A 25563-nucleotide genomic window follows, 5' to 3' on the forward strand; every position below is an offset into this window, starting at 1 on the left:
TTACTCTTGATCTTGATATGGGATAGGGTCTTCCAGTATAAAACTTAAGGTCAGTTTGGCTGTTTTTCTGTGTACAACCATGGTTATGGATTTTCCTTCTTCGGATTTCATAATTTCCATAATTTTTTCCAAGGTCATATCAGAGGTTTTGCTTCCGTTAATAGTAATAATCTGATCATCTTTTTTAAAGCCGGCTTTATCTGCGGGTGAATCTTTTCTTACTCCGGAAATGGAGAAAACAGGCTTTAAAACAAATTTATACTGAAACCTTTCACCGGCGGTGAGTTCAGCGGCAATTTTATTGGTTTTGGTAGTTTCTACAGACACAAAGTCTTTTTCCCATTGAAGGCCGTCCTGCCTGAAATCCAGTCCGCTCATATTAAAATGAAAAGGATCATCAAAATGCCTGTTTTTTTTCAGATACAATTTCTCATTAGGGTAATCAAAAATAACCGTAAAACGACGCATTATTTCGCCTCCTACGGAACCTTTTCTATCCTCTACTAAAGTTACGTGCTGAATAGAATATTCATCGGGCATGGCAGTAAGGGGTTTTTCAAACTTAAAATCACCGATGTAAAAATTATGAATCCGACTTCTTTTGCCATAAATATCCCCATTAAAGCCCCTTCCTAAAAAGTCGTCAATATTAGGGCGATTATATACGAAATTTTTAATCAGGGTAGGGAAGAGCCAGATAGGATCGCTGTTTCCTAAGTCGATTAAAAGTTTAGAGCTTTTCTTTTCATTGGTCATTTCTACATCTGCATAGATGTAAGGTTTATTTTTTTCAATGGAAATAGGAAACTCTTCAAATTTTTGTGCTTTTTTTCTGAACAGGTTATCATTGTTATAAATGGTTATTTTCTTGGAAAGATAATCGATGGCAATAGGATGATTTTTAAAGAAATGATACCCGATTACTCCATTCACGGGAATTCCAACATGGGTAGAAATATTAAACTCCTGATTGGTGATGATAAAAATGGTCATAGAGCCATTAATGAAATTGTCACCTGCTTTTCCGACATTGTGGTCAGATCTGAATCCATCAATACTTAAATCTCCACCTAACCCGGAAAATCTGACTTTTTCCACATTGCTTAACTGAATTTCCTTATTCTCTAAACTGAAAAGCAGGGTTTCTGCGACGCCGGTATCCAGTAAGAAAGTAAGTTCAGCTCCATTAACGGTAACAGGAATGAAAATAAGGTTATTAATAAGTTTAAATGGAATTATGGTTTTTTTAGCATCTTTTATCTCAAAAGTGTTTTGTGCATTGATGAAAATGCTAAAGAGTAGGGTAAGTAGAAAGTATCTTAAATTCATTTACTGAATTTAGTGAAATTATTCTTATGAAAAATAAAAAAGATTCTCAATGTCGAGAATCTTTATATAAACTGCAATAAATTCAAATATTATTTGTTTAATTTGGGTTATTTCGAGAAAAATTCCATTAAATCCATATAGTTCTTTTGGTTTACACCATGTCCGCTCATATATTCCCGGAAGGTAAAATAGCAATTGAGATCATATAACAAATCTGCAGCCTTTCTTCCCCAATCTAATGGAATAACCGCATCATCCGTTCCATGAGAGATGAAAAATCGCAGATGCTCCAGTTTCTTTTTGTCTTTGGTAACGTTTCCAAGTAATTTATTTTCAGGATAAGCACTCATGCAGGCAATACGGTGAAACAGCTCAGGATATTGTAGGGCCAGAGCATAACATAAAATCCCTCCCTGACTGAATCCGCATAGATGAGTTTGCCCTTGAGTTAATCCATAACGGTTGATAATATCCATAATGTTTTCCATAACAGCACGAAGGGATTCTTTGGCCTGATCAATATCTATAAAATTTTCAGGATTATTGAAATCTATATCATACCAGGAATATCCATCGAATTGAGTATTTCTTGGCGCTCTGAAACTTATGATCAGCCAATCCTGGGGTAGTGTTTCCCTGAAACTGAAAAGGTCTTGCTCGTTACTGCCATATCCGTGAAGCATAAAAAGGACAGGTGTATCTGGAGAGATATTCTCCGGCTCCCTAATGATGTAATCTAAATTCATAAAACAAATATAGCTATAAATTGAATTAAAAAGTGCTCTGGGTTTTAGAATATTTATTATTTAAATATAATGTTCAAATAAATTATAATTTAACATCTGATTAATAGTTTTTTATATAGTTTATATAAATTTTAATTTAAATTATTCATATGTTGAAATAGACCATATTTTTGCTTTTTATTGATTTGATATCGTTTAGAAATCTTTATTGGAAAATTTTCAAAAAAGTTATTTTTATATTGATAAAAAACCTATATTTGGAACATTAAAAATCTATTTGGAGAAATGAAGCAATTTTACAAATCAAAAAGTTTACTTAGACTTTCTTTTTTATTCATCGTATTATTCTCGGTAATTTCTGTTGTTAATTCCTGTAAAGATGATGACGATGATGAATTTACAGATCATATTGTGCAGTTTGAAGCTAAAATAGTTAACGGGGGACCGGCTACTCCGCCACCGACTACATTTAGTAAGTTCAAGACTATTGTTACACAGGTGGGAACAAGCTCAAATACTATTTTTGATCCAACAGGTTTTACGTGGACAAGCGGAGAGTTTTTTGTAAATTCCAGCCAATCCCAATTAAATTTAGCTGCGAATGCAGAATTGTTACATGCAGATTCTAAATTAACCGTAACCATTTGGATTGATGGTGAAATTGCAGAAACTAAAACTGTTGAAGGAAGCGGAACGAAAAGTGTTTCTGTTGCCCACAGTTTCTTGGAATTATAAATCAAAGCAAGTTATATTACAATAAAAAAATACCGCTATTCAGCGGTATTTTTTATTTATAGCTGTTATTCCTCTATCATATTTTGTTGTAAAGCGATGGTGATAAGTTCGGTTGAATTCTTTGCCTGGAACTTTTGTAAAAGGTTTTTTCGATGGGTATCCACAGTAAGAGGACTTAAAAAAAGCTCTTCTGCGATCATGCTGCTTGTTTTTCCCTGGGCTACAAGCTTTAAGATCTGCTTTTCCCTTTTGGTAAGCCTGGGCAATGACAGTTCACTTTGAGAAGGTTTACTGATGATCTGTTTCGTTTCGTTACAAAAGACAATGTTCCCGGAAAGGGCTCCTTTTATACATTCTATAAGCTCTTCAATGGAAGTGTTTTTCAGTAAATAGCCACTTGCTCCATTTTGGATGCACTGCATAATGATGCTCCGTTCAGAACGGTTGCTGAACATGATCACGGAAGTGTCGGGTGATATTTTCTTAATGTCCTTACACAGCTCGATCCCATTGGCATCAGGTAAAGTAATATCGAGCAGAATAATATCCACCATATTGGATTTTACATACTGGGTGATCTCTGATGCCGAAGTAAAGCTTTCGGAAACACTGAAGAACGAATGGCTTTTAAGCATCATTTTCAGCCCTTCAATAACAATCGGGTGGTCATCCACAATAACGATATTTATCTTATGAGATTGCATAGGTATTTAATTCAATATTAATAATGGTGCCTTCGTGGTCAGAATTAATTTCCATTTTGCCTTTGAGATAGTCTACTCTGTTCTTAAGGTTATGAAGACCCATGCTCTTGGATTTTTTAAAGTCTTCTTCTCTGAACCCTCTTCCATTATCCTCGACGGTGATTAAGAAGTATTCGTCAGATTGTGAACATTGCAGCAATATATTGGTAGCTTCCGAATGCTTCACTGAATTAGTCAGCAATTCCTGGGCGATCCTGTAAATGTTAAGCTGTATGGAAAGCGGAATGTTTTTATTGATATTAATAGGCTGAAACTCCACTTCCAGATTTTTCCTGGTATAGAAGTCACAGAGATCTTTAAGGGCGATTTCCAGGCCGAAATTCAACAGGGATTCAGGCATCAGGTTTCGGGCTACATGTCTCAGTTCGGTAACGGAATGATCCAGCTGATTCAGAATTTTATAGAACTCCTTGTGCTGGTCTGCTTCCAGATTAGTGGATGACCATGTGGAAAAGTTGATTTTAACACCGGCAAGCATGCCTCCGAGGCCATCATGAAGGTCCTTAGCAATCCGTTCCCTTTCTCTTTCTTCTCCTTCCAGAATAGCTTTTGTAAGAGATAATTCTTCTTTTTGCTTAATATCTTTTATTTTTTGCTGAAGATTAATCTCCTTTTGTTCGGACAGTTTTTTATTTTTTCTGTACAAAAGGAACAGAAAAATCAGAAGGCTGAGAAATAATAATAAAACCAATCCTAAAATCCACAAATAGGAATTTTTTTTATTGACCTCCAATTGTTTTTGAATTTTTTCTTTATTGAGACTGGCAATCTTTTTCTCAGATTCTGCTTTTTTATATCTGGCTTCAAGATCAGCTATGTTTTGATGAATAAGCACTGTGTTGGTGCTGTCTATAGAATTGATAAGCTCTTCGCCATAGAAATTGGCATTGGCTGTATCTTTAAGCGCTGTATAATTTCTTACCAGTTCTTTTAAAGTCTCCTGTCTGTTTTTTTTGTAAGCAGATGTTTTGTAAACTTCGGCCAGGATTTCATTAGATTTATGGTAATCTTTCATCTCCCGGTAAATTTGTTGCTTAAACAGGTTTATTCTTTCAATAATGGTAGTATTCTTATATTTTTCGGCATTAGTGAGTCCTAAATCAAAATCCCTAAATGCTTCAGAATAGTTTCCCAGTTTCATCTGATAGTAGCCTAAAGTACTGAAGTAAAAAGAGTGAAAGTTGGATTCAGGATAGTCTTTAATGATAGCATAGGTTTTATTGAGTTCTGTCTTCGCTTCTTGCATCTTATTTTCTCTCATCAGGCATTCGGCTTTCACCAGAAGAGTTTCGCCCAGAAAGCCTTTTGACTGTGGCGTCTGCCTTTTCAACCTATTAAAAAAAGCTTCAGCTGTGTTACAATGTTCTATAGCTTTTGCAAAATCCTGTGAATTGTAAAAGGAGAGGGCTACTCCTTTATGTAAGCCACCGATAAGTTCATAATCTCCGATGGATTGAGCTAAAGGTATCGCCTTGGTGATAATAATGTTCATGGATTCCACTTCCTTATTCTGCATTCTTTTCACTAAGGAAAGGTTCTGAAACATGATAACCCTTATTTTTTTTGCTTCTTTACTTTTGTATTTTTTTAGAATGGATTCTATGGCTGTGAAATCCTTTTCAAGAAGAGAGGCTACATCTGGTTTTGTAAAATTGATTAAAGACTGGTAGTAAAGTCCTATGTCTTTATACAATTGGCTTTTGGAGGCGCTGCTGATTCCCTGTTTAAGATATTTATTATAATTCTCTATATCCTGCCTTGTGAAATAAGTGGCGGCTATCTGATAAGATTTAAGTGCTTTTACAGTGTCTATGGTTTCATTATTGGTGGCTGCAACCAGGCTGTCAAAATTACTGTTCTTTTTTTCCAGATAATAAAAATAGGCACCCTGGGCATTGGCTTCGTATGAACCCAATAATGAAAATAATAAGAAAAATAGATAATTATTTGCCATAGTCTGTGATGAGGATGTAACAATTCAAAAATAGAAAAATACGTTAAGAATTATAGTATCTAATGCCTGTTATTTTTATTGACAGGATAAAATCCGGAAACTAAACTTCTTAGTGGTATATTTTGCCAAATATACTAGATCAGCCCCTCATAAAATATACCTGAAAACTGGTAGAAAAAATTACTGTTTTTTCAGGATTGCAGTCTGTGCCGGACACTGATAGTTTTGCATAAGTCACAATGACTCATGAATTCTCAAATTAAACATTAAAATAATATTTCAATGAAAAAGAAGATCTTTTTACTGGGGTTGATTTCCCTTTTCGGGGTAATGAATGCGCAAAGAGTGCAAAAAGGTGAAGCCCAGGTGAATGCGGGTATCGGACTGTCAAACGGATGGGGAATGCCAATTTATGCAGGTTTTGATTATGGAATACACAATGACATTACCATAGGAGCCGAAGCAAGCTTTACCACTGAAAAGTATGCAGGGGATATCAAAGGAACCTGGTTCGGAATCGGTGTAAACGGGAATTATCATTTTAATACTCTTTTTAAAATACCGAATAAGTGGGACATCTATGCGGGAGTAACTTTGGCTTACAACTCATTCTCCTACAAATATAACGGAGCTGATTATGACTATTATGGAGGAGAATCTTCAGGAGTAGGTTTTGCAGGACAGGCCGGAGCAAGATATTATTTCACCGATCATTTCGGAGTAAATGTTGAATTCGGGGGCGGAACAATTGCTTCTGGTGGAAAAGCAGGAATAACTTATAAATTTTAATCAATTATCTCAAAAAATAGAATATGAAAAGAATCAATATATACCAAACACTTAAGTATACATTTGTTATTTTACTAACTACATTATTTTTAGGCATTACATCTTCATGCAGTAATGATGATGATGACAACGGAACAAGCCATAAGGTAGTTTTCAAAGCTACTGCTTCTGCTGGGAGTGATATGGATATGGTGACTTATGGGTACGATACTACTCTTACCACGGCAACGAGCCTTAGCGGTACTACATGGACAAGTCCGGAAATCACCGTTCCTCCTGGCGCTATGGGAGTAAATATGGGAATGAATGCTGAAGGCGCTGATGCTTCTTCTACCTTAAAAGTTCAGATTTTTGTAGACGGAGAACTGAAAAAAGAAGCAACTGCCACAGGACAAGCGTTATCAGCACACGCGACCTATAACTTTTAAAAAATGATAACTTTCTCTAAAGCCGCAGTGGTACGCGGCTTTTTTACTTGAATTGATTTTCTACAATGAAGTAGTTTTTTCATGCCGTTAATTTTGTATTAAAAAGAGAGACACTTTGATTCCAAAGTGTCTCTCTCGTTATAATGATATTGTTTGAAGCTTTTTATTGAACTTTAATAATGAAGTAGCTCTTCTTACCCTTTTGAAGCAGTAAAAACTTGCCATCAATCAGGTCGCTTTCATTAGCTGTGAAAGTATCGTTCACTTTTTGTTTGTTTACTGAAATTGCGTTTCCTTTTATTTCTCTCTGTGCTTCACTTTTAGATTTCAGAAACCCGGATTTTTCGGAAAGAAGATCGATAATATTTATTCCTAACACATCGGCTTTAGCAATCTCTTTTTGAGGAACACCGTCAAATACTTCCAAAAAAGTTTCTTCGTCAAGGCTTACAAGATCTTCCGCGGTAGAACGGCCGAAAAGAATTTCAGAAGCTTTTAAAGCTTTTTCATATTCTTCTTTTCCATGAACCCAAACCGTAACTTCTTCAGCAAGTTTCTTTTGAAGCTTTCTCTCGTGTGGAGCGGCTTTATGCTCTTCAATTAAACTTTCAATTTCCTCTTTCCCTAAGAATGTATAGAATTTGATGAATCTTTCTGCATCTTCATCAGTCGCATTCAACCAAAACTGGTAGAATTTATATGGAGATGTTTTCTTTTTATCCAGCCAATAGTTTTCACCGCTTTCAGACTTTCCGAACTTAGATCCGTCCGCTTTTGTAATCAAAGGAACGGTTAAAGCAAAAGCTTCACCCTGTGCTTTTCTTCTGATCAATTCTGTTCCGGTAGTGATATTTCCCCACTGGTCAGAACCTCCCATCTGAAGTTTTACATTATTATTCTGGTATAAATGAAGAAAATCGTATCCCTGAATAAGCTGGTACGTAAACTCAGTAAAGCTCATCCCTTCCGCACCGCCTTCTCCCGTAAGTCTTTTCTTTACAGAATCTTTGGACATCATATAGTTTACTGTGATGTTTTTACCCACATTCTTAGCAAAATCCAGGAACGAAAAATTCTTCATCCAGTCATAGTTATTCACCAGTTCCGCTTTATTCGGCTCATTTCCTTCAAAATTCAAAAATCTTGAAAGCTGGTTTTTCAGACAATCTACATAATGAAGCAAAGTAGCCTCATCCAAAAGATTTCTTTCTGCAGATTTTCCGGACGGATCTCCGATCATTCCTGTTGCACCTCCTACCAAAGCAATAGGTTTGTGGCCGTGTTGCTGAAAGTGCGCTAAGATTTTTATCTGAATAAGACTTCCGATATGCAAAGAATCAGCAGTTGGATCAAAACCAATATATGCAGTAGTCACCTCTTTATTCAGTTGCTCATCGGTTCCGGGCATCATATCGGCAAAAAGACCACGCCATTTTAGTTCTTCAATAAAGGAATTCATTTATATTTTCTTTAAAATTTAACGGTGCAAAGATAGTAAATTCAGTGGTAAGAAGGTGAAAACGGAAGAGTTAAAAGGGAAAAAAGCAAAATGGTAAAATGGGTTAGAGCTGGATTGAGGGAAAATAACATAGCTTTTTGTCAGTCAGAATGTCGCCGGAGAATCTCAACCATTCAAAGGAAAATAAGGTATGGATTCCTACGGAATGACAAAGATGATGTTTTATAGAAAGTGCAAATTGACAGGATAAAATCAACCACAAGCTTGTTATTCAGAGCAAAATGAAATGGAGCGTGGAATCTGCATTATCATATTCGCTTATAGTAGATTATCTCTTTGTAATTTTCCCCAAAATAGATTATATTTGTTAATAATGAACGAAGAACAACTATTCCTGCTCATCCAGAAAGCAAAGGACAAAGACCAGAAAGCTCAGACGAAACTCATTAATATTTTTTGGGTGGATGTTTTTTCTTTTGTTATGAAAAAAGTACGGGATGAGAATGATGCAGATGAAATTACCGTCAATGTTTTCTCCAAAGTTTTATCGAAGCTGGATATGTACGATCCGCATTTTCAGTTTAAAACCTGGGTTCTTACGATTGCCCAGAATACGGTGATTGATTTCTGGAGAAAAAGAAGCCGGGAAAATCAGGATGCCACAGAAAATCTTGAAGAAGTACGAAACCAGTATGCAAAATCTCCGGAAGAACTGATGATCTCTGAAGAAGAACAAAAAAAGATCATCAAAACCATCGAATCTTTAGACGTTAATTACCAGGATATTATCAGATTAAGGTTTTTTGAGGAAAAAAGCATTAAAGAAATTGCGGATGAGTTGGGAATTTCCGTTGCCAATACCAAAGTAAGAGTAATGCGTGCTAAAAAAGTCTTAGCCGAATTACTTAAAAATAATGAATTTGAGGAAGATTAATTAACGCTTTAATCAAATATAAATTTCCGCCTTTGTCTTAGGAAGAACTATTTTTATCTCATCTTTCTGATTCCTGTTTTGCAGATTGATTTTTAATCCTTTTTTGATATAAGTTTCCTTTTGGGACTTTCCGTTACTTGGATTGGTGGTATCTTCCACTTCCTTTTCATACACCAATTGTCCGGTGGAAAGATTAAAATCCACATCTACCCAATAATCCCCGGGTCTTCCATAGGAGGAAGAATGACCAATCAGTTCAAAGCGTCCGTTCTGAAACCTGTATTTATCTGTATACCCCCATTTCCAGCTGCTTCCTCCGGACTGGGAAATCATTAGAATGCCCTTTTCGATTTTCGTGTCTCCATAAGGATCGCCCATCATGCCGCCACCTTTACTTTCAAGAACGGCATTTCTGGATTTTTCCAGTATTGACCATTTTCCGTTTACCTTTTTCAAAATCTGGATTTCACGGATGTTTCCGGTATCTGTAGTGTCTTTTGTATTATAAACAATAACTTTTTCCGGAATTGTATCGCCGTCAAGGTCGCCGTCTACTGTTTCTATAACCTCCGAACCCGCTGGCCGAAATTCTTCCTGAGCAAAACAAAATGTAGTGGATACTATAGATAAAATAAAAACTGTCTTCTTCATAAGGTCTGAATTTGGTGTAAGGCAAATGTACAATTATTAATTATCTGTTCCATCAATTTTTCCGTTAGATGGTTTCCATTAAAAATTCCTTAACTTTGACCTTCAATTTTAGAAATGGAAAATTCAATTCAAGATACTACCGTTCAAAAGCCAAAGTGGATCCGTGTAAAACTTCCTACAGGAAAGAATTACAGAGAATTAAGAACTTTGGTAGATAAATATAAATTAAATACCATTTGCCAGAGCGGAAGCTGCCCGAATATGGGAGAATGTTGGGGAGAAGGTACTGCTACCTTCATGATTTTGGGAAACATTTGCACCAGAAGTTGTGGATTTTGCGGTGTGAAAACCGGAAAACCACTTGATGTCAACTGGGACGAACCGGAGAAAGTAGCCCGCTCAATCAAATTAATGAAGATCAAACATGCCGTTCTTACTTCTGTAGACCGTGATGATCTTAAAGATATGGGTTCTATTCTTTGGGGTGAAACAGTCAATGCCGTAAGAAGAATCTCTCCGGGAACCACAATGGAAACTCTTATCCCGGATTTTCAGGGGATCACTAAACATCTTGACAGATTAGTAGACGTAGCTCCGGAAGTGATTTCACATAATATGGAAACGGTAAAACGTTTAACCAGAGAAGTGAGAATTCAGGCTAAATATGAAAGAAGCCTTGACGTTTTAAGATATTTGAAAGAAGCAGGACAAAGACGAACTAAAACAGGGGTGATGCTGGGATTGGGAGAAACTAAAGATGAGGTATTCCAAACCATTGAAGACATCAGAAATGCCAATGTAGATGTCATTACATTAGGACAGTATTTACAGCCAACGAAGAAACATCTGCCTGTAAAAAAATTCATTACACCGGAAGAATTTGATGAGTTCGGGGATTTTGCAAGAAGCTTAGGATTCAGACATGTGGAAAGCTCGCCTCTTGTAAGAAGTTCTTACCACGCAGAAAAACATATTCACTAAAATACAATCGCTCCGAAACCGGAGCGATTTTCATTTAAAAACTTATCCTTAATCTTATCCTCGGCCTTACCTGACAATATCAATTTTATTCAAATGCCTTTTTCTGAATTCCGAGGGTGTTTCTCCCACATGCTGCTTGAATAGTTTATTAAAGTAGGAGAGGCTTTCAAACCCCACCATAAAACAAACTTCCGTGATGGAAGACTCTTTTAATAAAAATATCCTTGCCTGGTTGATCCTGTAATTATTTACAAAATCCGTAAAAGTCATATTGGTTTGCTTTTTAAAATAACGGCAAAAAGCAGGAGTACTCAGGCTGACCATTTGGGCAATTTCATTCACATTCGGTTTTTTATCATAATTTTCATGAATGTAGTCATAGATCGTTCCCATTCTGATCTTGTCGTTCAGGAACCATTTAATTCTGGTGTCTTCACTGTTAAGCTCCTTTACTTCGTCGGATTCTGCTAAAATTTGTAAAATTTCGATCAAACCGATTAAAGAATCAAACGAATTCTTTTTTCTCAGAAGATGAAGTTTTTCCACCACCTGTTTTTTGGTTTCTCCATAAAATGACAACCCAAGATAGGAACGTTCCAAAAGAAGTTTGATATTTTCAAATTCCGGAACAGGAAGAATGGTCTGCTGAAGGAAATTTTCCCTCATCTGCAATACCATTTGCCAGCATTCGGTCTGAATCCCATAGTCAAAATTAAGATGAGGTACATTGGAGCCTATTAATAACAGATCGCTCTCGGCAAATCCGGAAATATCCTTCCCGATATGGCGGATTCCGCTTACTGCTTCTACATAAACCAGCTCTATTTCGGGATGATAATGCCAGAAAAAGCAATTCTTTAAAGAAGGGGAGAAGAGTTTAAAGGACTTTCCGTTTTCAAACTCAATAATTTCTTTCTGGATCTTCATTTGGTTCTATTTTGATTATTTGTGAAATTAAAAATAAAAATAAATGATAATACAGAGCAAATTTAGATCATTCAGAAAGAAGTAAGAACCGATAATTCTCTCGATTTTTGCATTTCAAACTATACAATTGGTTATCAGGTTTATATTTTTCTTAAAATTGCTCAGAACCGTCATAATCAATTGACCAAATTTTTAAAATATATCAGGAATGATGGACAAAAGGATACTGCCACTTGCTATTGGTGGTTTGGGGGTCGGAACTACAGAATTTACAATCATGGGATTACTTCCCGATATGGCAAAAACTTTACAGATTACCATTCCGGAAGCCGGACATTTGATTTCGGCATATGCATTGGGTGTAGTGATGGGGGCCCCTATTTTAATAGGATATTCAGTAAAGTTTCCACCTAAAAAAGTATTGATTGCATTAATGATCCTTTTTACATTATTTAATGCCCTGTCAGCAGTAGCTCCTGATTACACGACGATGATGATCATCCGGTTTATGTCCGGATTACCACATGGAGCATTTTTCGGAGTTGGGACCGTGGTTGCTTCAAGGCTTGCAGGTAAAGGAAAAGAAGCACTTTATATTTCATTGATGTTTACCGGGCTTACCGTAGCTAATTTGGCGATGGTTCCTTTGGTGACTTATATTGGACATGCTTTTCATTGGAGGTGGTATTTTGTTATTGTGGCTATAATAGGCTTATTGGCTCTCTTGTCTTTGAAACTCTGGCTTCCTGCTGTTGAAAGAAAGGAAGACAGTCATTTCCTTGAAGAGCTGAAATTCCTTAAACACAAACAGTCATGGCTGGTTTTAATGATCACGGCGATCGGATTTGGAGGCCTCTTTACATGGTTTAGTTACATCACTCCGCTGATGACGGTAATTGCCGGGATTAAAAGCAGCCAAATGGCTTATGTAATGGTTCTTGCCGGAAGTGGAATGGTGGTTGGAAATCTTGCCGGCGGATTTTTATCAGACAGATTAGGCCCTGAAAAAACATGTTCCTTATTATTGTTCCTGATGATGGCTTCACTTGCAGGGGTATATTTCCTTTCGGAGTATCAGAATATAGCATTGGTATTAACCTTTATTTGCGGGGCTTTGTCTATGTCTGTTGCTTCTCCGATCAACATCATGATGATGAAAGCAGCACCGAAAAGTGAAATGATGGCAGCCGCTTTTATGCAGGCAGCTTTCAATATTGCCAATGCGATGGGAGCATTTTTAGGAGGAATCCCTTTGGAATATGGTTTGTCATTCAATTATCCTTCGTTGGTAGGAGTGGGAATGACTTTTATAGGATTAATGATCAGCATACGATATATGTACTTGTACAGGTCTGTAGATGAAGAGGAAATACCCGCAAATTGTATTTCCTGCGATCAATAAAAATTCGGCCTCCGAAGGAGGCCGAATTTTTTGGTATGGTTTAAATTCTTTTAGAATTTGAATACACAGCTGCAAACGCTCATTTTACCTTCCACAACGGTGGTCCATTGTCCGTTCCAGGTACCTCCGTAAGAAGCGCAGATAGCCGGGCAAACTGCCTTGGCATCTTCGTCACTCCAAATCGGACCAGCTAATACATCTAAAGTATATTCTGTGCTGCCTGTTGGTTGTGTATTATATTCTACTTCTATCACGCTCATTTCTCCCTCCACAATGGTAGCCCATTGTCCGGTAAATTTTCCTAAATGGGCCGCTGCAATGCGGCTCCCTAATTTCTGTGCTTCATCATTGCTCCAAAGTGGTCCTGCAATAATGTTGATTTTAAATGTTGACATAGTGTAAATTTTTGTGTTGGTTAACATTACAAATGTATTCACACTTCAGAGAAATATATAGCGTATAAAATACCAAATTGATGATTAGGTATTTATACGGGTAGAAATAAAAACTGCCTTCTATGATCTCACAGAAGACAGTTTTCTCTCTTTTATTTAAATTGTTTACTATGCCTCAACTTCATCGCCGTTTTTACACCAGTAAAGGGCGTTGTACAAGTTTTCTTTCGGGAAAGATTTAAATTCTCCGGGCATTAAAACACTGAAAATATCAGTGAAGTTTTGCACTCCTTCTTGGTCTGTAACAATGGCAGTGCGGTTCCATTTTGTTAAGTTCTTCAACCCTAAAAGTGCATCCTGCAGCCAGGCTCCCATCGTAAAATTACTTACGTCTGTATCCAGATAAAGTAAGTAATTAAGCTCTTCAAACTCGTCTACTTTAGCTTTTACATGGGGAATAATAACACTTTCAAAATCCTCTTTAGTAACTTCACCAGTTGCGTTGAAAGCCGCAACATTCTCCGGTGCTTCAGGAATAATCGTGATCATAGTCTAAATATTTAATGTGGTTGAATTGAGGAAACAGCAATAATTAAACCATAACTTAAAGGAAAATTGTTAAAAAAGGTATAAATGTTGATTGTTTTAGTGAAAAATATTAATATGGATCTCAAATCGAATGAGCCGTTCTGGCTGTTAAAAAATGGGCTTATTGCTTCTTATCCTTCCTTAAAATCAGATGAAAAATGTGATGTTCTTATTGTTGGAGGGGGAATTACAGGAAGTTTAATTGCCCATCAAATGATAGAAGACGGATATAATACGATTCTTATCGATAAAAGAGAAATTTGTAACGGGAGTACATCGGCAACCACTTCAATGCTTCAGTATGAAATAGATGTTCCGCTTTCTGATCTTATGGAACAGGTAGGAGAAAAAGGGGCCGTAGAAAGTTATAAAGCTTGTTCAAAAGCGATTGATACGATTGAAAAGCTGGCAAAGGAAATTAAATCTGATGCAGGATTTAAAAGAAAGCAATCCGTATATTTTGCTTCAAAAAAAAATGATGTTGTATGGCTGAAAAAGGAATTTGAGGTCCGCAAAAAAGCAGGTTTTAAAGTAAAATGGCTGGAAAGTGATGACATTCTGAAAAAATTCGGTTTTGAAAATACATATGGAGGAATACTGTCTGCTCAGGGAGCAAGCATTGATGCGTTTAAATTGGCTCATGAATTATTTAAGCTTAATATTAAAAAAGGATTAAAGATCTTTGATAAGACGGAGATGAAGTCTGTAGAACACTATAAAGGCTATAATCTTGTTTCTACCGTTAACGGACCAAAGATTAAAGCTAAAAAAATAATCTACTGTATAGGATATGAAAGCAAAAACCTCATCAAAGAAAATTTTGTTGATCTTAAAAGTACCTATGCCATAGTTTCCGAGATCGATAAAACTAAATTCAGGAATATGACAGATACATTGGTATGGAACACAGACAAGCCTTATATGTATATGCGGACCACGGATGACGGGAGAATGCTGATTGGGGGTGGAGACGAAGATTTTCATGACGCCGGAAAACGGGATGCACTTCTTGACAAAAAAGAAAAAGAAATTCTTAAGGCCCTGAAAAAAATCAAGCCTGATTATCTGTTGTACACAGATTTTGTCTGGGCAGGAACTTTTGGGGAAACCAAAGACGGGCTGCCTTACATCGGAGAACATCCCAGGTTTAAAAATTCATATTTTGTTCTCGGTTTTGGGGGCAACGGAATCACTTTTTCGGTGACAGGGATGGAAATGGCTTCATTGTTCATGAAAAACAAAAAACACCCCTTATCAAGATATTTTAAGTTTGAAAGATAAACTTTAAGATCTGTCATCATTTGAGTTAAAATATCGTTTTTTTAATCGGCTTAATGACACAGGATGTATCCCCAGATAAGTAGCAAGATCCTTAGATTTTACTCTTAGGATCAATTTGGAATTCTGGTTAAGCAGCTGAAGATACCTTTCTTCGGGAGTCAGATGAAGGAAAGAATAAAAATTACCATATATATCCATTGCTGTTTTTTTCCAATACATTAAAAGCAGGGTAGCTATATTGGGGTGGGTTTTTATCGATTCCTCCAAGTCATCATAATTAAGAAGGAACATGGTGGTCTCTTCCAGGGCTTCATAGGTAAGTGATGAAGGACGTTTAAGAGCTAAAATCTCCATACAGCCATATATACCGTTTTCAGGAACAAACCATACAGTTTTATTGTTTTTGTCGTATACTCTTATAAGGCCTTTTAAAACAACGCCCACCTGGCTGATTTGTTCTCCTCTGTGAAGGATAATTTTATTCTCCGGAAAGGTAACCATCTGAACCAATTCCAACAGTTTTTCCCGGTCACTGTCCTGTAGAAAACCGTTTTGCTCAAAATAGTCTTGAGTAAATTCATTAGATCTCATTTGTGTTTTTTTTGGATAACTAATTTAATAATATTAATCCAAATTTGACAATTATAACTGAGTAAATAATAATGATTTGCAGTTTTTTGTTGATTTATCGTTAACGAAAGTTAATAAATAATTTAGCTTTTGCTAATAAAATATCAAATTGTTAATGATTATGATAATTTATTTGTGGCTGGGTTTTAAATTTGTTGATAAATCTAAAATTAACCAGATCATGAAAAAAAAATACTTCATCACAGTGTTGCTGTTCTTTTGGGTAGGAGTGCAGTGCTGGTCACAGGTGGGCATCAATACAACTGATCCGCAAGCTACCCTGGATATTAATGGAAATTTACGTGTTCGTGTCACTCAAAAATGTTTGACACCTTCTTGCGCGGACTCTATCCTGGTACAGAATGCACAGGGATATGTTCAGACGATCTCAAAAGCTCAACTGGCAGCACCTGTTTCGGGTAATAAATCATTTGTATCCGGAACAGGTAACAATAATATAATTCCTGTGGCAATTTCATCGGCTAACAATTGGGGAAAAATATTATTTGATAAAGAGCTTATCGATGAAAATAGTGATTTTGATATGGTCAATAACATTTTTACGGCTCCTTTGGATGGCATTTATGAAGTGTATGTTCAGTATAAGGTGTCATCGGCAATTTCTGCAGGTGATTTAGGAATCGGGATTTTTGTACAAAAAGGAATATTGCCACCGGAGCTGGTGGCGGAAGAAAGCTACACCAATCTTAGCCTTCTCGGAGTTCCTGTATCTCCTGCTACAAGAAGAACACAGATAGTAGTAGCACTGAAGTCGGGGGATCAGGTTTTCTTTGGGGCCAAAGCATCTGTACCGACGTTGGACCTTTTATCAGGGGCATCATCATTATTTACCATTCACCAGATAAAATAATGATTTGTGTTTTTTCGTACTTTGGAACGGCCGGCTTAATATAAGCCGGCCGTTCCTGTACATTTATAACTATAGACTATATCCGTTTTGACGGCCTAATTCTACAATAGATTTTTCAATAGCTTTTCCAAGATCATCCGTATCTGTATTGCCTCTCTTTTTCATTTCAACATCAATATAATCCTGTCTTTTTTTGGAAAGCACCTCAATCTCTTTCTGAATTTTTTCACGTTCAGCAGATTTTGCTGCGACTGCTTTTTTTATTTCCTCTTTACTTTTACCTTTCAGTTCTGCAGGAAGTTCCTCCTCTTTAACGGTTGTAATGAAATTAATATCCTTTTCCGCTCTGTCTACCAGATCCCAATTATCATTCTTATAAGCATTTTTCTTGGCTTTGGCTACCGTTCTTTCCGCAGCATTGGAAGCAGACTGCATGGCGGCATTTTTATCCTGCACGAGTTGCATTTTCTTAGATTCATAACCGGCGCTTCCGTAATAAATATAGGTGTCGTTCAATTTAGCATTGCATTCGGAAATTCTGATATCGTAAGGCGTCTCAATGTAGATCACCTTTTTATTGCTGTCGATATTAAAATATTTTCCATCACCGATTGCAGCCCCGTTTTGCCATGAAGTCCGGATTCCTTCATTTCTGTCTCCACAGAAAATCGTATTGGTATAGATCCTTTTAGCTTTTGCCGATGAAACAGATTCTTTATAATTGATTCTTCCCTGGTCAAAAGGCTCATTTCCTGCAATATAAATCAGCTTCATGCTTTTATCATTGGTATCCCAGTTCAGGTTCATGGAAGCGTCACGGATGACGGCGCCGCAGAATTCGCTTCCGCCATTGGTTCTTAAAGCAAACAGTTTTTCGGAAACGACATCCAGATTCTGTGTTAACGGAGTTACCTGTCGGATGTAATTTTCGTCGCTTATTCCATCATTACCATATTCATATAAAGCAATTTCAATCTGTGGAGCCTGTCCGTTATACTTTAAGGTGGTCAATGTATTCACGATATTCCAGAGTCTGGATTTAGCCTGATCAATAAGCCCGTCCATACTATTGGAAGTATCTAATAAAAGGGCCACTTGGATTTTATTTTCCTTAGCGAGGGAATTTGAAGAGGTTGAAGAAGCTTCTTGCTGAACAAATGTCCTTTCGTTTTGAACGTACGGGTTTCTTTTGATGCAGCCCACCTGTGAAGGATTCTGAGCACTTAAAAACGCTGCTCCTGCTACTAATGTTAAGATTTTAAAAGTTGACATGATGTTATTATTTAAAGGATTTCATATTTTGTTTTGATGCTGTATTTCAGCTTGATTTTTTCAATATTATCGAAAGAATAGTCTTGTGCAGCTTCAGATTGCAATTGAACATTGCTTACCATTTTTTGAGCATAAGCCGGTAAAACTGCATCGCTTGTATAATCTTCGATCTCAATAATTTCCAAAGGATTTCCCGTTTTCTTACCAATGCTTTCCAACAGGTAATCTGCTTTTGCCTTGGCTGCTTTTAGGGCATTGATCTTTACTACTTTCTTAAAGTCCGCTATTTTGGTGTTTTTAATTTCGGCAATGGTAATGTTGCTTACCCATTTTTGGTTCAGATCCTCAAACAATTTGTTTACCTCTGTTTTTGTACCGACCTTGAACTGGTAGCTTTTTGTGAAAGTTTTAGTTTTTGAATAGATATTCTGGTACATGGATTTGAAATCTATATCCTCATTTTTCACATGATTGCTTTTTAAGATTTCGAATAATTTCTTTTCGCTTTCGGCCAGATCATTTTTATTATCCGCTTTTATCCCGATGTTGAAGATAATTTCATCAGGTTCCACTTCCATTTCGGCAATTCCTGTTACTTCAATTGCATTTTTCTTTACTTCCTGCGCATTCATAAAACTTCCCAGTGCAAAGATTCCGATCAATAAAAAATGTCTCAATTTCATAATTTCTTGTTTTAAATTTTGAAGTAAAGGTAGCGGTATGACAGACCGGAAATCGGGAGACTTGGTGAAACTGCTTTTTGAATTGGTGAGCATAAAAAAAGACAATCCCGTTAAGGATTGCCTCTGTATTCTGATTTTATAAAAGTCTTATTATTGTAAAAAATACACTTTGGAGATCTTATTATTTTTAATTTCATAGATAGCGGTTGCTTCCACTTTCTTGGTGGGGTTCATCCCGGAAACACTTTCTTGATCAATAACGAAATTACCATTGATGATTCTTTGCTTAATCTCACAATGAAGATCCGGAAGCCTCTTGAACATCTCTCCATAGTCTTTTCTCATGGCTTCCTTGCCTTTGCTCAATAATTGATGAGGGAAAAGATAAAGCTCTACATCATCTGAATAAGGCTCCACGAAAGCTTCAATATCTCTTGCATTATAGGCATTAAGCTGCTTCTGCACTAAAATTTCCGGGGTGACTTTCACTATTGTGCCGGGTTCTAATGTCTGGCCGTTTTTAATTACGAGATTTATCTTGGTGAGATTTTCTAAATTTTCAATAGGATCAGAGTCCAACAGGACCAGATCGGCAGTTTTACCTAAGGAAACGTTTCCGGAGCTGTTCTCTTTATTGAATATTTTGGCAGGATTTATAGTAGCGGATTCTAAAATTTGCCAGTTACTCATTCCTGCTGCTTTCATAGCTTTGAGTTCAGCAATAAATGATGTGGCATGCTGAGTCCCTATATTTCCCGCATCTGTACCTGCAGCTATCGTTACGCCGCCATCAGCCAGTTTTTTTAAATTAACCATTCTGACGGAATCTACTTTTGCCGTATAAGTATTTATTTGCGGGAGATTAAACCTGGTCTTTAATTTTTTAATCATTAATGAATCTGCAGTATCAGACAGATGCCTCAGATCATATATGGACCCTATGGCAGTAGGATTAGAATTTTCCAATTCATAGGTGGTGTAGGCATTTTTCTGAGCATACGTTTTGTAATAATTATCTGCTACAATAAGCGTAGGACATACAACCACCTTTTTTGATTTCAATAGTTTTACAAAGTCATCAGAAACCACTTCATCTTCAATATTATGTACTAAAAAATCAGCTCCGTTTTGAACTGCAATCTGTGCTGTAATCCGTTCAGTTGCATGTACAGCTACCTTTAAATTATTTTTATGGGTTTCTTCAATAATAGCTTTTATAATGGGCTCATGCTTTTTTGCGGCAGCCTCCGCTTCTTTACCTTCACCCATTACAATATACCATATTTTGATAAAGTCAGGTTTGTAAGGAAGCTGATCTTGTACCAGCTTCTTCGCATCCTCTATAGAAGTGACAAGGCTGAAGGGTTCATTTTTATCCAACTTTTTAAAAACTTCGGGCTCATAGGTAGTTAAGAGTGGTCCCGTCATATATACACTGGGTAGATTAGCCTTTTGTAAAAATGAATTTCTAAGAGTTAGAAAATTATAGGTAGCTCCCACATCAATTACGGATGTGATCCCGGATTTAAGATAACGCTGCATGAAATCTTCCATATGATTATGTACCCAATCGATTTCTTTTTCGTAGGGAGTATGTTTCCTCAGGTCTAATGCATCAGGTCTTGCATATAAACCTCCACTCTGGAAGAAATGCACATGCGCGTCAGTCATTCCCGGAATTAAAAATTTTCCTTTACCATAAATAATATTGGCCTTCTGGGGAGGCTTTACTTTTCCGGCGGGCTTGATCTCAGCGATAATACCTTTATTAATAATAACAGTCTGGTTAGGAATAAGTTTCTTATTGATCACATCTACAATAGTAACATTCTCAATATAAGTCTGAGCCTGTAAGGGATGGATAAAGCTGCTTAGAAAGTATATGATAAGAAATAGACAACAGGTTTTTTTCATGGTCAATCAAGTTTTTCTTTTGAACAAAAATAACGAAACAGTTCCTGTCAAATGTTATAAAATTTCAAGGATACGTTTTTTTTATTGAAAAGCCTTTAAGGTAAACTTGGTGAAAAGGTGTTCTGACTTGGTAGAGAATGAGGAAGTATAAACAAAGATTTAGTTACTTTGCAGTATAGATTGGGAAATAGTGAAATTACTCTTCAAAATCATATTAATCTTCATGTTTGCGGTTGGAAATTTTTCCTCTGCCCAAGACTCTACGCGGGTTTCAAAAGCCCTTAAATCTGCATCGAAACTGAGAAAAGCAGTTGATAACAATGACGAAAAAGGTGTTGCAGATACTTATGTAGGGATAGCTAACGATTACTATAACCAGGGAAATTATGCCAAAAGCGAAGAGTACCTGATCAAAGCCAGAAACGCTTATCAGAATTTAAATGATAAAAAAAATCTGGAAACAGTAACCAGAAAACTGGCCCAGTCCCAGGAAAAACAAAATAAAATTACCCCTGCTATCAGTAATTACAGCAAGGCGGCAGAAATCAGCTTTTCCAAAGAGAACAGGGCAGTGAATTCTAATGATGCGGCAAGGCTGGCTTCTCCTTCAGCAGAATTAAAAGCTGAGGCTATTCGCAATAATATAGGTATCAGTAGAAAAGAGAATGAAAAAGGAGATTTGGCAGCAGGGTATAGTCAAATGGCTGATGTTAATATTCAACAAAAAAATATTCCGAAGGCAGAAGAAAACCTGAATAATGCTTATCAAATCTCTAAAGAACAGGCTGCCCCGCAACAGGCATTGGAAATCAACCAGAAACTGACGGATTTTTATGTGGAGAATAAAGATTTTGATAAAGCGATCGAAGCCAAAAAGAAAGTCCTGAAAGAAGATTTTGTAAAGGAAAACACAGAAGAAAAAGTAAATCAGATCCAGGAATTGGCAGATATCTACATTAAAAAAAATGATCCGCAGGAGGCGATTAATTTATTAAAAAATGCCTATGCCATTGCCATAGAAAAAGGACATACACTGGAAGCACAAAAAAGTGTTCAGAAACTGGACAGTTTATACAATGTTTCTGAAAATACCGGAGCTTCCATACAGCTTTACAGGGATTTTCTCGGCAAACTTCCTAATTTGGTTTCCAAGGACAGAAGTCTGGTGGATAACAAAATCTTAGAAGATACCGAAGAACGGATTTCACAACTGGAGAAAGAAAAAGAGCTGAAAGATGAGCTTATTCGTAAGAAAAATGTCTTTAATTACAGCTTGATAGGGGCGTTGATCCTGCTATTGGGATTAGTAGGATTTATTTTCTGGACCCTGAAAAAAGTTCAGGTTAAGAATAAAAAAATTGCATTACAGTCACTTCGCCGCGAGATGAATCCGCATTTTATTTTCAACAGCTTAAATAGTGTCAATCAATTTATTGCAACCAATAATGAACTGGAAGCGAATCAGTATCTGACTAAATTTTCAAAACTGATGCGTGGGGTGATGGAAAATTCCACTGAAGACTTTATTCCGTTTCAGCAGGAGCTGGATTTACTGCAAAATTATCTCGCTTTGGAAAAAACACGTTTTGCGGATAAATTCGATTATGAAATCCATGTTGATGAAGGATTGAACATGCAAAGCCTTCAAGTTCCGGGAATGCTTATTCATACATTTCTGGAAAACGCCATCTGGCACGGATTGCGATACAGAACAGAAAAAGGATTTCTGAAACTGAGTTTTGAAAAACCCAATCATCATTTGAAAATCACCATTGAAGACAACGGAATAGGAATAGAGGAAAGCAAAAAGCAAAAAACACAACATCAGAAAACGAGAGAAGGGCGCGGAATGAAAAATACGCTGGAGAGGATTGCCTTATTGAATGATCTGTATGATAAAGACATCCAATGCCATATTACAGATAAGAAAAATGAACAGGGAGTTTTGGTTGTTATAAGTTATAAATTATGAGTTACATGATGTTATGGTTTAAGAGTTACGGGGAACGAGTTGTATTATCCATAACTCATAATTCATACTCATGCTCATCCTTATTTAAATCCTGAAAAATGAAAATAAAAGCCGTAATCGTAGACGACGAAACCATTGCAAGAGATGTTCTGAAGAACTATCTCACCAAATACTGTCCGCAGGTCGACATTCTCGGAGAGGCAGAAAATATAAAAGAAGCGGTTCCCCTGATTGCGGAAAAACAGCCACAACTTGTATTTCTGGACGTAGAAATGCCCTTTGGAAATGCGTTTGATGTGCTCGAAGCTACCAAAGATTTTTCTTACGAAACCATTTTCATTACTGCATTCTCACAATATTCCTTACAGGCACTGAACAAATCTGCAAGCTATTATATTTTAAAGCCGATTGATATTCAGGAGCTCATTGTGGCGGTGAATAAAGTGGTGGAAAGCATCGAAAAGAAAGAAGAGCTCAACAGAAATAAAATTTTACTGGAAAATTTAAAATTAAAGCCTGAAAAGCAACAGCTTATATTGCCCACCTTACAAGGTTTTGATGTCGTGAAAACAGAAGATATTGTACGGCTTCAGGCAGACGGAAACTTTACCCAGGTCTATCTTACCGATCACTCCAAAAAGATGGTGTGCAGGTTTTTGAAACATTTTGATGATTTGTTGGAAGCCCCTTTTGTAAGAGTACACCGTTCCCATATCATCAATACCAATTTTGTAAAATCCTATCACAAAAGCGGAACGGTAACACTATCTGACGATACAGAAATTGAAGTTTCTGGCAGCTTTAAAGATAATTTCCTGAAAGTTTTCTCGTAGATTCATAAAGTAAAGGCATTGTTTTTGACGCTTTCATCATAACCACCAAACTATATGATTATGAAAAATCTTCAGAAAATAATGATTCCTGTTTCATTGGGTGTTTTAGGAGTGATTTTGTTTAATTCCTGTTCCGTGGGAATTCCGAGAGGAGCAACAGCCATAAAAAACTTTAACGCTCAGAAGTATCTGGGAAAATGGTATGAAATAGCCCGTTTCGATTATAAATTTGAACGGAATATGGATAATGTTACTGCGACCTATACTCAAAATCCCAATGGAAGCATCCGTGTAGAAAACAGAGGCTACAACGTGGTGAAAAAAGAATGGAAAGAAGCGGTAGGAGAAGCAAGATTTGTAAAAGATAAAACGGAAGCCCGTCTCAAAGTATCTTTCTTTAAACCTATTTGGTCCGGATACAATGTCATTGATATTGATGAAAATTATCAATATGCTTTGGTTGCCGGAAACAGCTTAAAATACCTTTGGATACTTTCCCGAACTACGGAAATCCCTGAAAGCATACGGCAAAGATTTCTTGAAAAAGCAAAAAGGATAGGATATAATACGGATGAATTGATTTGGGTAAGACATCATAAATAGTAAAGAAAGTAAGCATGTAAACAATGCAGCGGTTTTACGATTTCTCGATTTCGCTTTTCTACAATTTTAAGTTAAATATATTGTCCGCCACATTTATTTTCCCGTCATTTGTATAAGAATTTTTTCGAGAATATACATATGGAAAAAGCTGTTCTGATTACCATTGGTGATGAGATTCTTTCAGGAAATACCGTTGACACCAATTCTAATTTTATTGCTACCGAACTTAAAAACATTGGAATACAGGTAGTACAGATCTTCACTATTTCAGATGAAATTGAAACCATCAAAACAACCTTGCGCTTCGCACTTGAACTGGGCGATCTTGTGATCACTACAGGAGGATTAGGTCCAACCAGAGATGATAAAACCAAAAAAGCCCTTACTGAATTTTTCAATGATGAAATTACATTGGATGAGGTCACTTTCGAGCATCTGAGAAAGTATATGGAAAAAAGGGGAAGGCTTGAAATTCTTGAAAGAAACAGAGAACAGGCTTTTGTCCCTACAAAATCCTTAGTTTTTCAAAATTATTACGGAACCGCTCCCTGTATGATGATGGAGCAGGACGGAAAATTGTGTTTCAGCCTTCCGGGAGTTCCTTATGAAGTAAAGCCACTGATCAAAGATCAGATCATTCCATATTTAAAAGATAAATTCAACCTTAACTATATCAGTACAAGAATTGTTTCCGTGGTAGGAATTCCCGAAAGTATTTTAGCAGACACCATTGAAAACTGGGAGCTTGCTCTTCCAGATCATATGGCATTGTCTTATCTTCCGGTAGGAACCCGGGTAAAGCTGAGATTAACCGCAAAAGGAAATAATGAAGATCTGTTGCAGCAACAATTGGAAGATCAGATACAAACACTGCTCCCTTTAGTGGAGGGGCATACCATTGCTACATCCGAAGATAAAATTGAAAAAATCTTAGGCGAATTGCTGAATGAAAAGAAACTAACCATTTCTACCGCAGAAAGTTGTACAGGAGGCGAACTGGCCAAAATGATCACTTCCAACTCAGGAAGCTCAAAATATTTTCTGGGGGGAATCATTGCGTATGCTTCGGAAAAAAAGGTTGAAATTTTAAAAGTTTCACAGGATACCATTGATCAGTATACTGTAGTAAGCGAACAAGTTGCCCAGGAAATGGCAAAAGGTTGTCAGGAATTATTTGATACAGACATCTCTCTTTCCACTACCGGAGTGGCGGGTCCCGGAAAAGGTGAGGACGGAAAAGAGGTGGGAACCGTTTTTTATACCATCAGAATCAAAGAAAAAGAACAAACCTCAAAATTATATATGCCCCATCTGGAAAGACTTGATTTTATGAATTTTGTTTCACAGAAAATCCTTCAGGACCTGATCGGGATGTTGATATAAATTGAAGATAATTATAGCATAAATAATAACGGGAAAAAG

The 25563-nt window shown here is 36.7% G+C and carries 25 protein-coding genes; 12 read left to right on the forward strand and 13 right to left on the reverse strand.

What is annotated here, in order from left to right; genetic code table 11:
• Positions 1-1329: a PDZ domain-containing protein gene (locus tag ACGHIN_RS02835; RefSeq protein WP_390450626.1), complete on the reverse strand. Its 1329-nt coding sequence runs from the start codon at positions 1327-1329 to the stop codon at positions 1-3.
• Positions 1330-1436: 107 nt separating this feature from the next.
• Entirely contained in the window at positions 1437-2075 is a 639-nt protein-coding gene (locus ACGHIN_RS02840; RefSeq protein ID WP_390450628.1) for an alpha/beta hydrolase, read from the reverse strand.
• A gap of 285 nt (positions 2076-2360) precedes the next feature.
• On the opposite strand from ACGHIN_RS02840, the gene ACGHIN_RS02845 reads away from it, so the two are divergent.
• Complete coding sequence (locus ACGHIN_RS02845; RefSeq protein ID WP_390450630.1) at positions 2361-2810, forward strand: hypothetical protein; 450 nt, start codon at positions 2361-2363, stop codon at positions 2808-2810.
• 65 nt (positions 2811-2875) lie between these two features.
• Here ACGHIN_RS02845 and ACGHIN_RS02850 read toward each other — a convergent pair whose 3' ends face one another.
• Together ACGHIN_RS02850 and ACGHIN_RS02855 are read right to left on the reverse strand one after the other, a co-directional pair.
• Complete coding sequence (locus ACGHIN_RS02850; RefSeq protein WP_390450632.1) at positions 2876-3514, reverse strand: response regulator transcription factor; 639 nt, start codon at positions 3512-3514, stop codon at positions 2876-2878.
• The gene (locus ACGHIN_RS02855) at positions 3501-5528 is read right to left on the reverse strand and encodes an ATP-binding protein (RefSeq protein WP_390450634.1); all 2028 of its coding nucleotides are present in this window, start codon (positions 5526-5528) and stop codon (positions 3501-3503) included. The genes ACGHIN_RS02850 and ACGHIN_RS02855 overlap by 14 nt, the downstream gene beginning before the upstream one ends.
• A 282-nt stretch (positions 5529-5810) precedes the next feature.
• Between ACGHIN_RS02855 and ACGHIN_RS02860 the strand changes: the two genes are divergently transcribed.
• The gene (locus ACGHIN_RS02860) at positions 5811-6317 is read left to right on the forward strand and encodes an outer membrane protein (protein ID WP_390450636.1); all 507 of its coding nucleotides are present in this window, start codon (positions 5811-5813) and stop codon (positions 6315-6317) included.
• A 23-nt stretch (positions 6318-6340) separates the two neighbouring features.
• Positions 6341-6745, forward strand: coding sequence for a hypothetical protein (locus ACGHIN_RS02865; RefSeq protein ID WP_390450637.1), 405 nt, complete (start codon positions 6341-6343; stop codon positions 6743-6745).
• A 163-nt stretch (positions 6746-6908) separates the two neighbouring features.
• Here the strand turns inward: ACGHIN_RS02865 and tyrS are convergent, their stop codons facing one another.
• Entirely contained in the window at positions 6909-8204 is a 1296-nt protein-coding gene (gene tyrS, locus ACGHIN_RS02870; RefSeq protein WP_390450639.1) for a tyrosine--tRNA ligase, read from the reverse strand.
• A gap of 373 nt (positions 8205-8577) precedes the next feature.
• On the opposite strand from tyrS, the gene ACGHIN_RS02875 reads away from it, so the two are divergent.
• Positions 8578-9138, forward strand: coding sequence for an RNA polymerase sigma factor (locus ACGHIN_RS02875; protein WP_390450641.1), 561 nt, complete (start codon positions 8578-8580; stop codon positions 9136-9138).
• 12 nt (positions 9139-9150) lie between these two features.
• Here ACGHIN_RS02875 and ACGHIN_RS02880 read toward each other — a convergent pair whose 3' ends face one another.
• Entirely contained in the window at positions 9151-9789 is a 639-nt protein-coding gene (locus tag ACGHIN_RS02880; protein ID WP_390450643.1) for a hypothetical protein, read from the reverse strand.
• A 114-nt stretch (positions 9790-9903) separates the two neighbouring features.
• Here ACGHIN_RS02880 and lipA point away from each other — a divergent pair, with 114 nt between their 5' ends.
• Positions 9904-10770 carry a lipoyl synthase gene (gene lipA / locus ACGHIN_RS02885; RefSeq protein ID WP_390450645.1) on the forward strand — a complete coding sequence of 289 codons (867 nt, stop codon included), beginning with the start codon at positions 9904-9906 and terminating at the stop codon, positions 10768-10770.
• A 66-nt stretch (positions 10771-10836) separates the two neighbouring features.
• Here lipA and ACGHIN_RS02890 read toward each other — a convergent pair whose 3' ends face one another.
• Positions 10837-11697: an AraC family transcriptional regulator gene (locus ACGHIN_RS02890; RefSeq protein WP_390450647.1), complete on the reverse strand. Its 861-nt coding sequence runs from the start codon at positions 11695-11697 to the stop codon at positions 10837-10839.
• Positions 11698-11908: 211 nt separating this feature from the next.
• On the opposite strand from ACGHIN_RS02890, the gene ACGHIN_RS02895 reads away from it, so the two are divergent.
• Positions 11909-13099 (forward strand): MFS transporter, encoded by a 1191-nt coding sequence (locus ACGHIN_RS02895; RefSeq protein ID WP_390450702.1) that lies wholly within the window; start codon positions 11909-11911, stop codon positions 13097-13099.
• Between the two features lie 50 nt (positions 13100-13149).
• Here the strand turns inward: ACGHIN_RS02895 and ACGHIN_RS02900 are convergent, their stop codons facing one another.
• Both ACGHIN_RS02900 and ACGHIN_RS02905 read right to left on the reverse strand, forming a co-directional pair.
• A complete protein-coding gene (locus ACGHIN_RS02900) occupies positions 13150-13494 on the reverse strand; it encodes a mannan-binding protein (RefSeq protein WP_390450649.1) in 345 nt (114 codons plus the stop codon).
• Between the two features lie 168 nt (positions 13495-13662).
• Complete coding sequence (locus ACGHIN_RS02905; RefSeq protein WP_390450651.1) at positions 13663-14043, reverse strand: SpoIIAA family protein; 381 nt, start codon at positions 14041-14043, stop codon at positions 13663-13665.
• Between the two features lie 84 nt (positions 14044-14127).
• On the opposite strand from ACGHIN_RS02905, the gene ACGHIN_RS02910 reads away from it, so the two are divergent.
• Entirely contained in the window at positions 14128-15363 is a 1236-nt protein-coding gene (locus ACGHIN_RS02910) for an NAD(P)/FAD-dependent oxidoreductase (protein WP_390450653.1), read from the forward strand.
• A 3-nt stretch (positions 15364-15366) separates the two neighbouring features.
• Here ACGHIN_RS02910 and ACGHIN_RS02915 read toward each other — a convergent pair whose 3' ends face one another.
• Positions 15367-15954, reverse strand: coding sequence for a Crp/Fnr family transcriptional regulator (locus ACGHIN_RS02915; protein ID WP_390450655.1), 588 nt, complete (start codon positions 15952-15954; stop codon positions 15367-15369).
• Positions 15955-16174: 220 nt separating this feature from the next.
• Between ACGHIN_RS02915 and ACGHIN_RS02920 the strand changes: the two genes are divergently transcribed.
• Entirely contained in the window at positions 16175-16864 is a 690-nt protein-coding gene (locus ACGHIN_RS02920) for a complement C1q domain-containing protein (RefSeq protein WP_390450657.1), read from the forward strand.
• A 69-nt stretch (positions 16865-16933) separates the two neighbouring features.
• On the opposite strand, the gene ACGHIN_RS02925 is transcribed toward ACGHIN_RS02920, so the two are convergent.
• From ACGHIN_RS02925 to ACGHIN_RS02935, 3 genes are all read right to left on the reverse strand, one after another.
• Positions 16934-18136: a vWA domain-containing protein gene (locus tag ACGHIN_RS02925; protein ID WP_390450659.1), complete on the reverse strand. Its 1203-nt coding sequence runs from the start codon at positions 18134-18136 to the stop codon at positions 16934-16936.
• Positions 18137-18147: 11 nt separating this feature from the next.
• On the reverse strand, positions 18148-18819 hold the full coding sequence (locus tag ACGHIN_RS02930) for an SIMPL domain-containing protein (protein WP_390450661.1): 672 nt from the start codon (positions 18817-18819) through the stop codon (positions 18148-18150).
• A gap of 150 nt (positions 18820-18969) precedes the next feature.
• The gene (locus ACGHIN_RS02935) at positions 18970-20733 is read right to left on the reverse strand and encodes an amidohydrolase family protein (RefSeq protein ID WP_390450663.1); all 1764 of its coding nucleotides are present in this window, start codon (positions 20731-20733) and stop codon (positions 18970-18972) included.
• 223 nt (positions 20734-20956) lie between these two features.
• Here ACGHIN_RS02935 and ACGHIN_RS02940 point away from each other — a divergent pair, with 223 nt between their 5' ends.
• The 4 genes from ACGHIN_RS02940 to ACGHIN_RS02955 all read left to right on the forward strand — a co-directional run bounded on the left by ACGHIN_RS02940 (position 20957) and on the right by ACGHIN_RS02955 (position 25524).
• On the forward strand, positions 20957-22705 hold the full coding sequence (locus ACGHIN_RS02940; protein ID WP_390450665.1) for a histidine kinase: 1749 nt from the start codon (positions 20957-20959) through the stop codon (positions 22703-22705).
• Positions 22706-22803: 98 nt separating this feature from the next.
• The gene (locus ACGHIN_RS02945; protein WP_390450667.1) at positions 22804-23538 is read left to right on the forward strand and encodes a LytR/AlgR family response regulator transcription factor; all 735 of its coding nucleotides are present in this window, start codon (positions 22804-22806) and stop codon (positions 23536-23538) included.
• A gap of 60 nt (positions 23539-23598) precedes the next feature.
• Positions 23599-24141: a lipocalin family protein gene (locus tag ACGHIN_RS02950; RefSeq protein WP_390450669.1), complete on the forward strand. Its 543-nt coding sequence runs from the start codon at positions 23599-23601 to the stop codon at positions 24139-24141.
• Between the two features lie 138 nt (positions 24142-24279).
• A complete protein-coding gene (locus ACGHIN_RS02955) occupies positions 24280-25524 on the forward strand; it encodes a CinA family nicotinamide mononucleotide deamidase-related protein (protein ID WP_390450671.1) in 1245 nt (414 codons plus the stop codon).
• The last annotated feature ends 39 nt before the right edge of the window (positions 25525-25563 follow it).

Source organism: Chryseobacterium barbadense, from assembly GCF_042849955.1.
Taxonomy (GTDB): domain Bacteria; phylum Bacteroidota; class Bacteroidia; order Flavobacteriales; family Weeksellaceae; genus Chryseobacterium.

What these genes read in the sequence shown, in the direction of transcription:
- ACGHIN_RS02835 (WP_390450626.1), bottom strand. Translation starts at nt 1,329, where the DNA reads ATGAATTTAAGATACTTTCTACTTACCCTACTCTTTAGCATTTTCATC.
- ACGHIN_RS02840 (WP_390450628.1), bottom strand. Translation starts at nt 2,075, where the DNA reads ATGAATTTAGATTACATCATTAGGGAGCCGGAGAATATCTCTCCAGAT.
- ACGHIN_RS02845 (WP_390450630.1), top strand. Translation starts at nt 2,361, where the DNA reads ATGAAGCAATTTTACAAATCAAAAAGTTTACTTAGACTTTCTTTTTTA.
- ACGHIN_RS02850 (WP_390450632.1), bottom strand. Translation starts at nt 3,514, where the DNA reads ATGCAATCTCATAAGATAAATATCGTTATTGTGGATGACCACCCGATT.
- ACGHIN_RS02855 (WP_390450634.1), bottom strand. Translation starts at nt 5,528, where the DNA reads ATGGCAAATAATTATCTATTTTTCTTATTATTTTCATTATTGGGTTCA.
- ACGHIN_RS02860 (WP_390450636.1), top strand. Translation starts at nt 5,811, where the DNA reads ATGAAAAAGAAGATCTTTTTACTGGGGTTGATTTCCCTTTTCGGGGTA.
- ACGHIN_RS02865 (WP_390450637.1), top strand. Translation starts at nt 6,341, where the DNA reads ATGAAAAGAATCAATATATACCAAACACTTAAGTATACATTTGTTATT.
- tyrS (WP_390450639.1), bottom strand. Translation starts at nt 8,204, where the DNA reads ATGAATTCCTTTATTGAAGAACTAAAATGGCGTGGTCTTTTTGCCGAT.
- ACGHIN_RS02875 (WP_390450641.1), top strand. Translation starts at nt 8,578, where the DNA reads ATGAACGAAGAACAACTATTCCTGCTCATCCAGAAAGCAAAGGACAAA.
- ACGHIN_RS02880 (WP_390450643.1), bottom strand. Translation starts at nt 9,789, where the DNA reads ATGAAGAAGACAGTTTTTATTTTATCTATAGTATCCACTACATTTTGT.
- lipA (WP_390450645.1), top strand. Translation starts at nt 9,904, where the DNA reads ATGGAAAATTCAATTCAAGATACTACCGTTCAAAAGCCAAAGTGGATC.
- ACGHIN_RS02890 (WP_390450647.1), bottom strand. Translation starts at nt 11,697, where the DNA reads ATGAAGATCCAGAAAGAAATTATTGAGTTTGAAAACGGAAAGTCCTTT.
- ACGHIN_RS02895 (WP_390450702.1), top strand. Translation starts at nt 11,909, where the DNA reads ATGGACAAAAGGATACTGCCACTTGCTATTGGTGGTTTGGGGGTCGGA.
- ACGHIN_RS02900 (WP_390450649.1), bottom strand. Translation starts at nt 13,494, where the DNA reads ATGTCAACATTTAAAATCAACATTATTGCAGGACCACTTTGGAGCAAT.
- ACGHIN_RS02905 (WP_390450651.1), bottom strand. Translation starts at nt 14,043, where the DNA reads ATGATCACGATTATTCCTGAAGCACCGGAGAATGTTGCGGCTTTCAAC.
- ACGHIN_RS02910 (WP_390450653.1), top strand. Translation starts at nt 14,128, where the DNA reads ATGTTGATTGTTTTAGTGAAAAATATTAATATGGATCTCAAATCGAAT.
- ACGHIN_RS02915 (WP_390450655.1), bottom strand. Translation starts at nt 15,954, where the DNA reads ATGAGATCTAATGAATTTACTCAAGACTATTTTGAGCAAAACGGTTTT.
- ACGHIN_RS02920 (WP_390450657.1), top strand. Translation starts at nt 16,175, where the DNA reads ATGAAAAAAAAATACTTCATCACAGTGTTGCTGTTCTTTTGGGTAGGA.
- ACGHIN_RS02925 (WP_390450659.1), bottom strand. Translation starts at nt 18,136, where the DNA reads ATGTCAACTTTTAAAATCTTAACATTAGTAGCAGGAGCAGCGTTTTTA.
- ACGHIN_RS02930 (WP_390450661.1), bottom strand. Translation starts at nt 18,819, where the DNA reads ATGAAATTGAGACATTTTTTATTGATCGGAATCTTTGCACTGGGAAGT.
- ACGHIN_RS02935 (WP_390450663.1), bottom strand. Translation starts at nt 20,733, where the DNA reads ATGAAAAAAACCTGTTGTCTATTTCTTATCATATACTTTCTAAGCAGC.
- ACGHIN_RS02940 (WP_390450665.1), top strand. Translation starts at nt 20,957, where the DNA reads ATGTTTGCGGTTGGAAATTTTTCCTCTGCCCAAGACTCTACGCGGGTT.
- ACGHIN_RS02945 (WP_390450667.1), top strand. Translation starts at nt 22,804, where the DNA reads ATGAAAATAAAAGCCGTAATCGTAGACGACGAAACCATTGCAAGAGAT.
- ACGHIN_RS02950 (WP_390450669.1), top strand. Translation starts at nt 23,599, where the DNA reads ATGAAAAATCTTCAGAAAATAATGATTCCTGTTTCATTGGGTGTTTTA.
- ACGHIN_RS02955 (WP_390450671.1), top strand. Translation starts at nt 24,280, where the DNA reads ATGGAAAAAGCTGTTCTGATTACCATTGGTGATGAGATTCTTTCAGGA.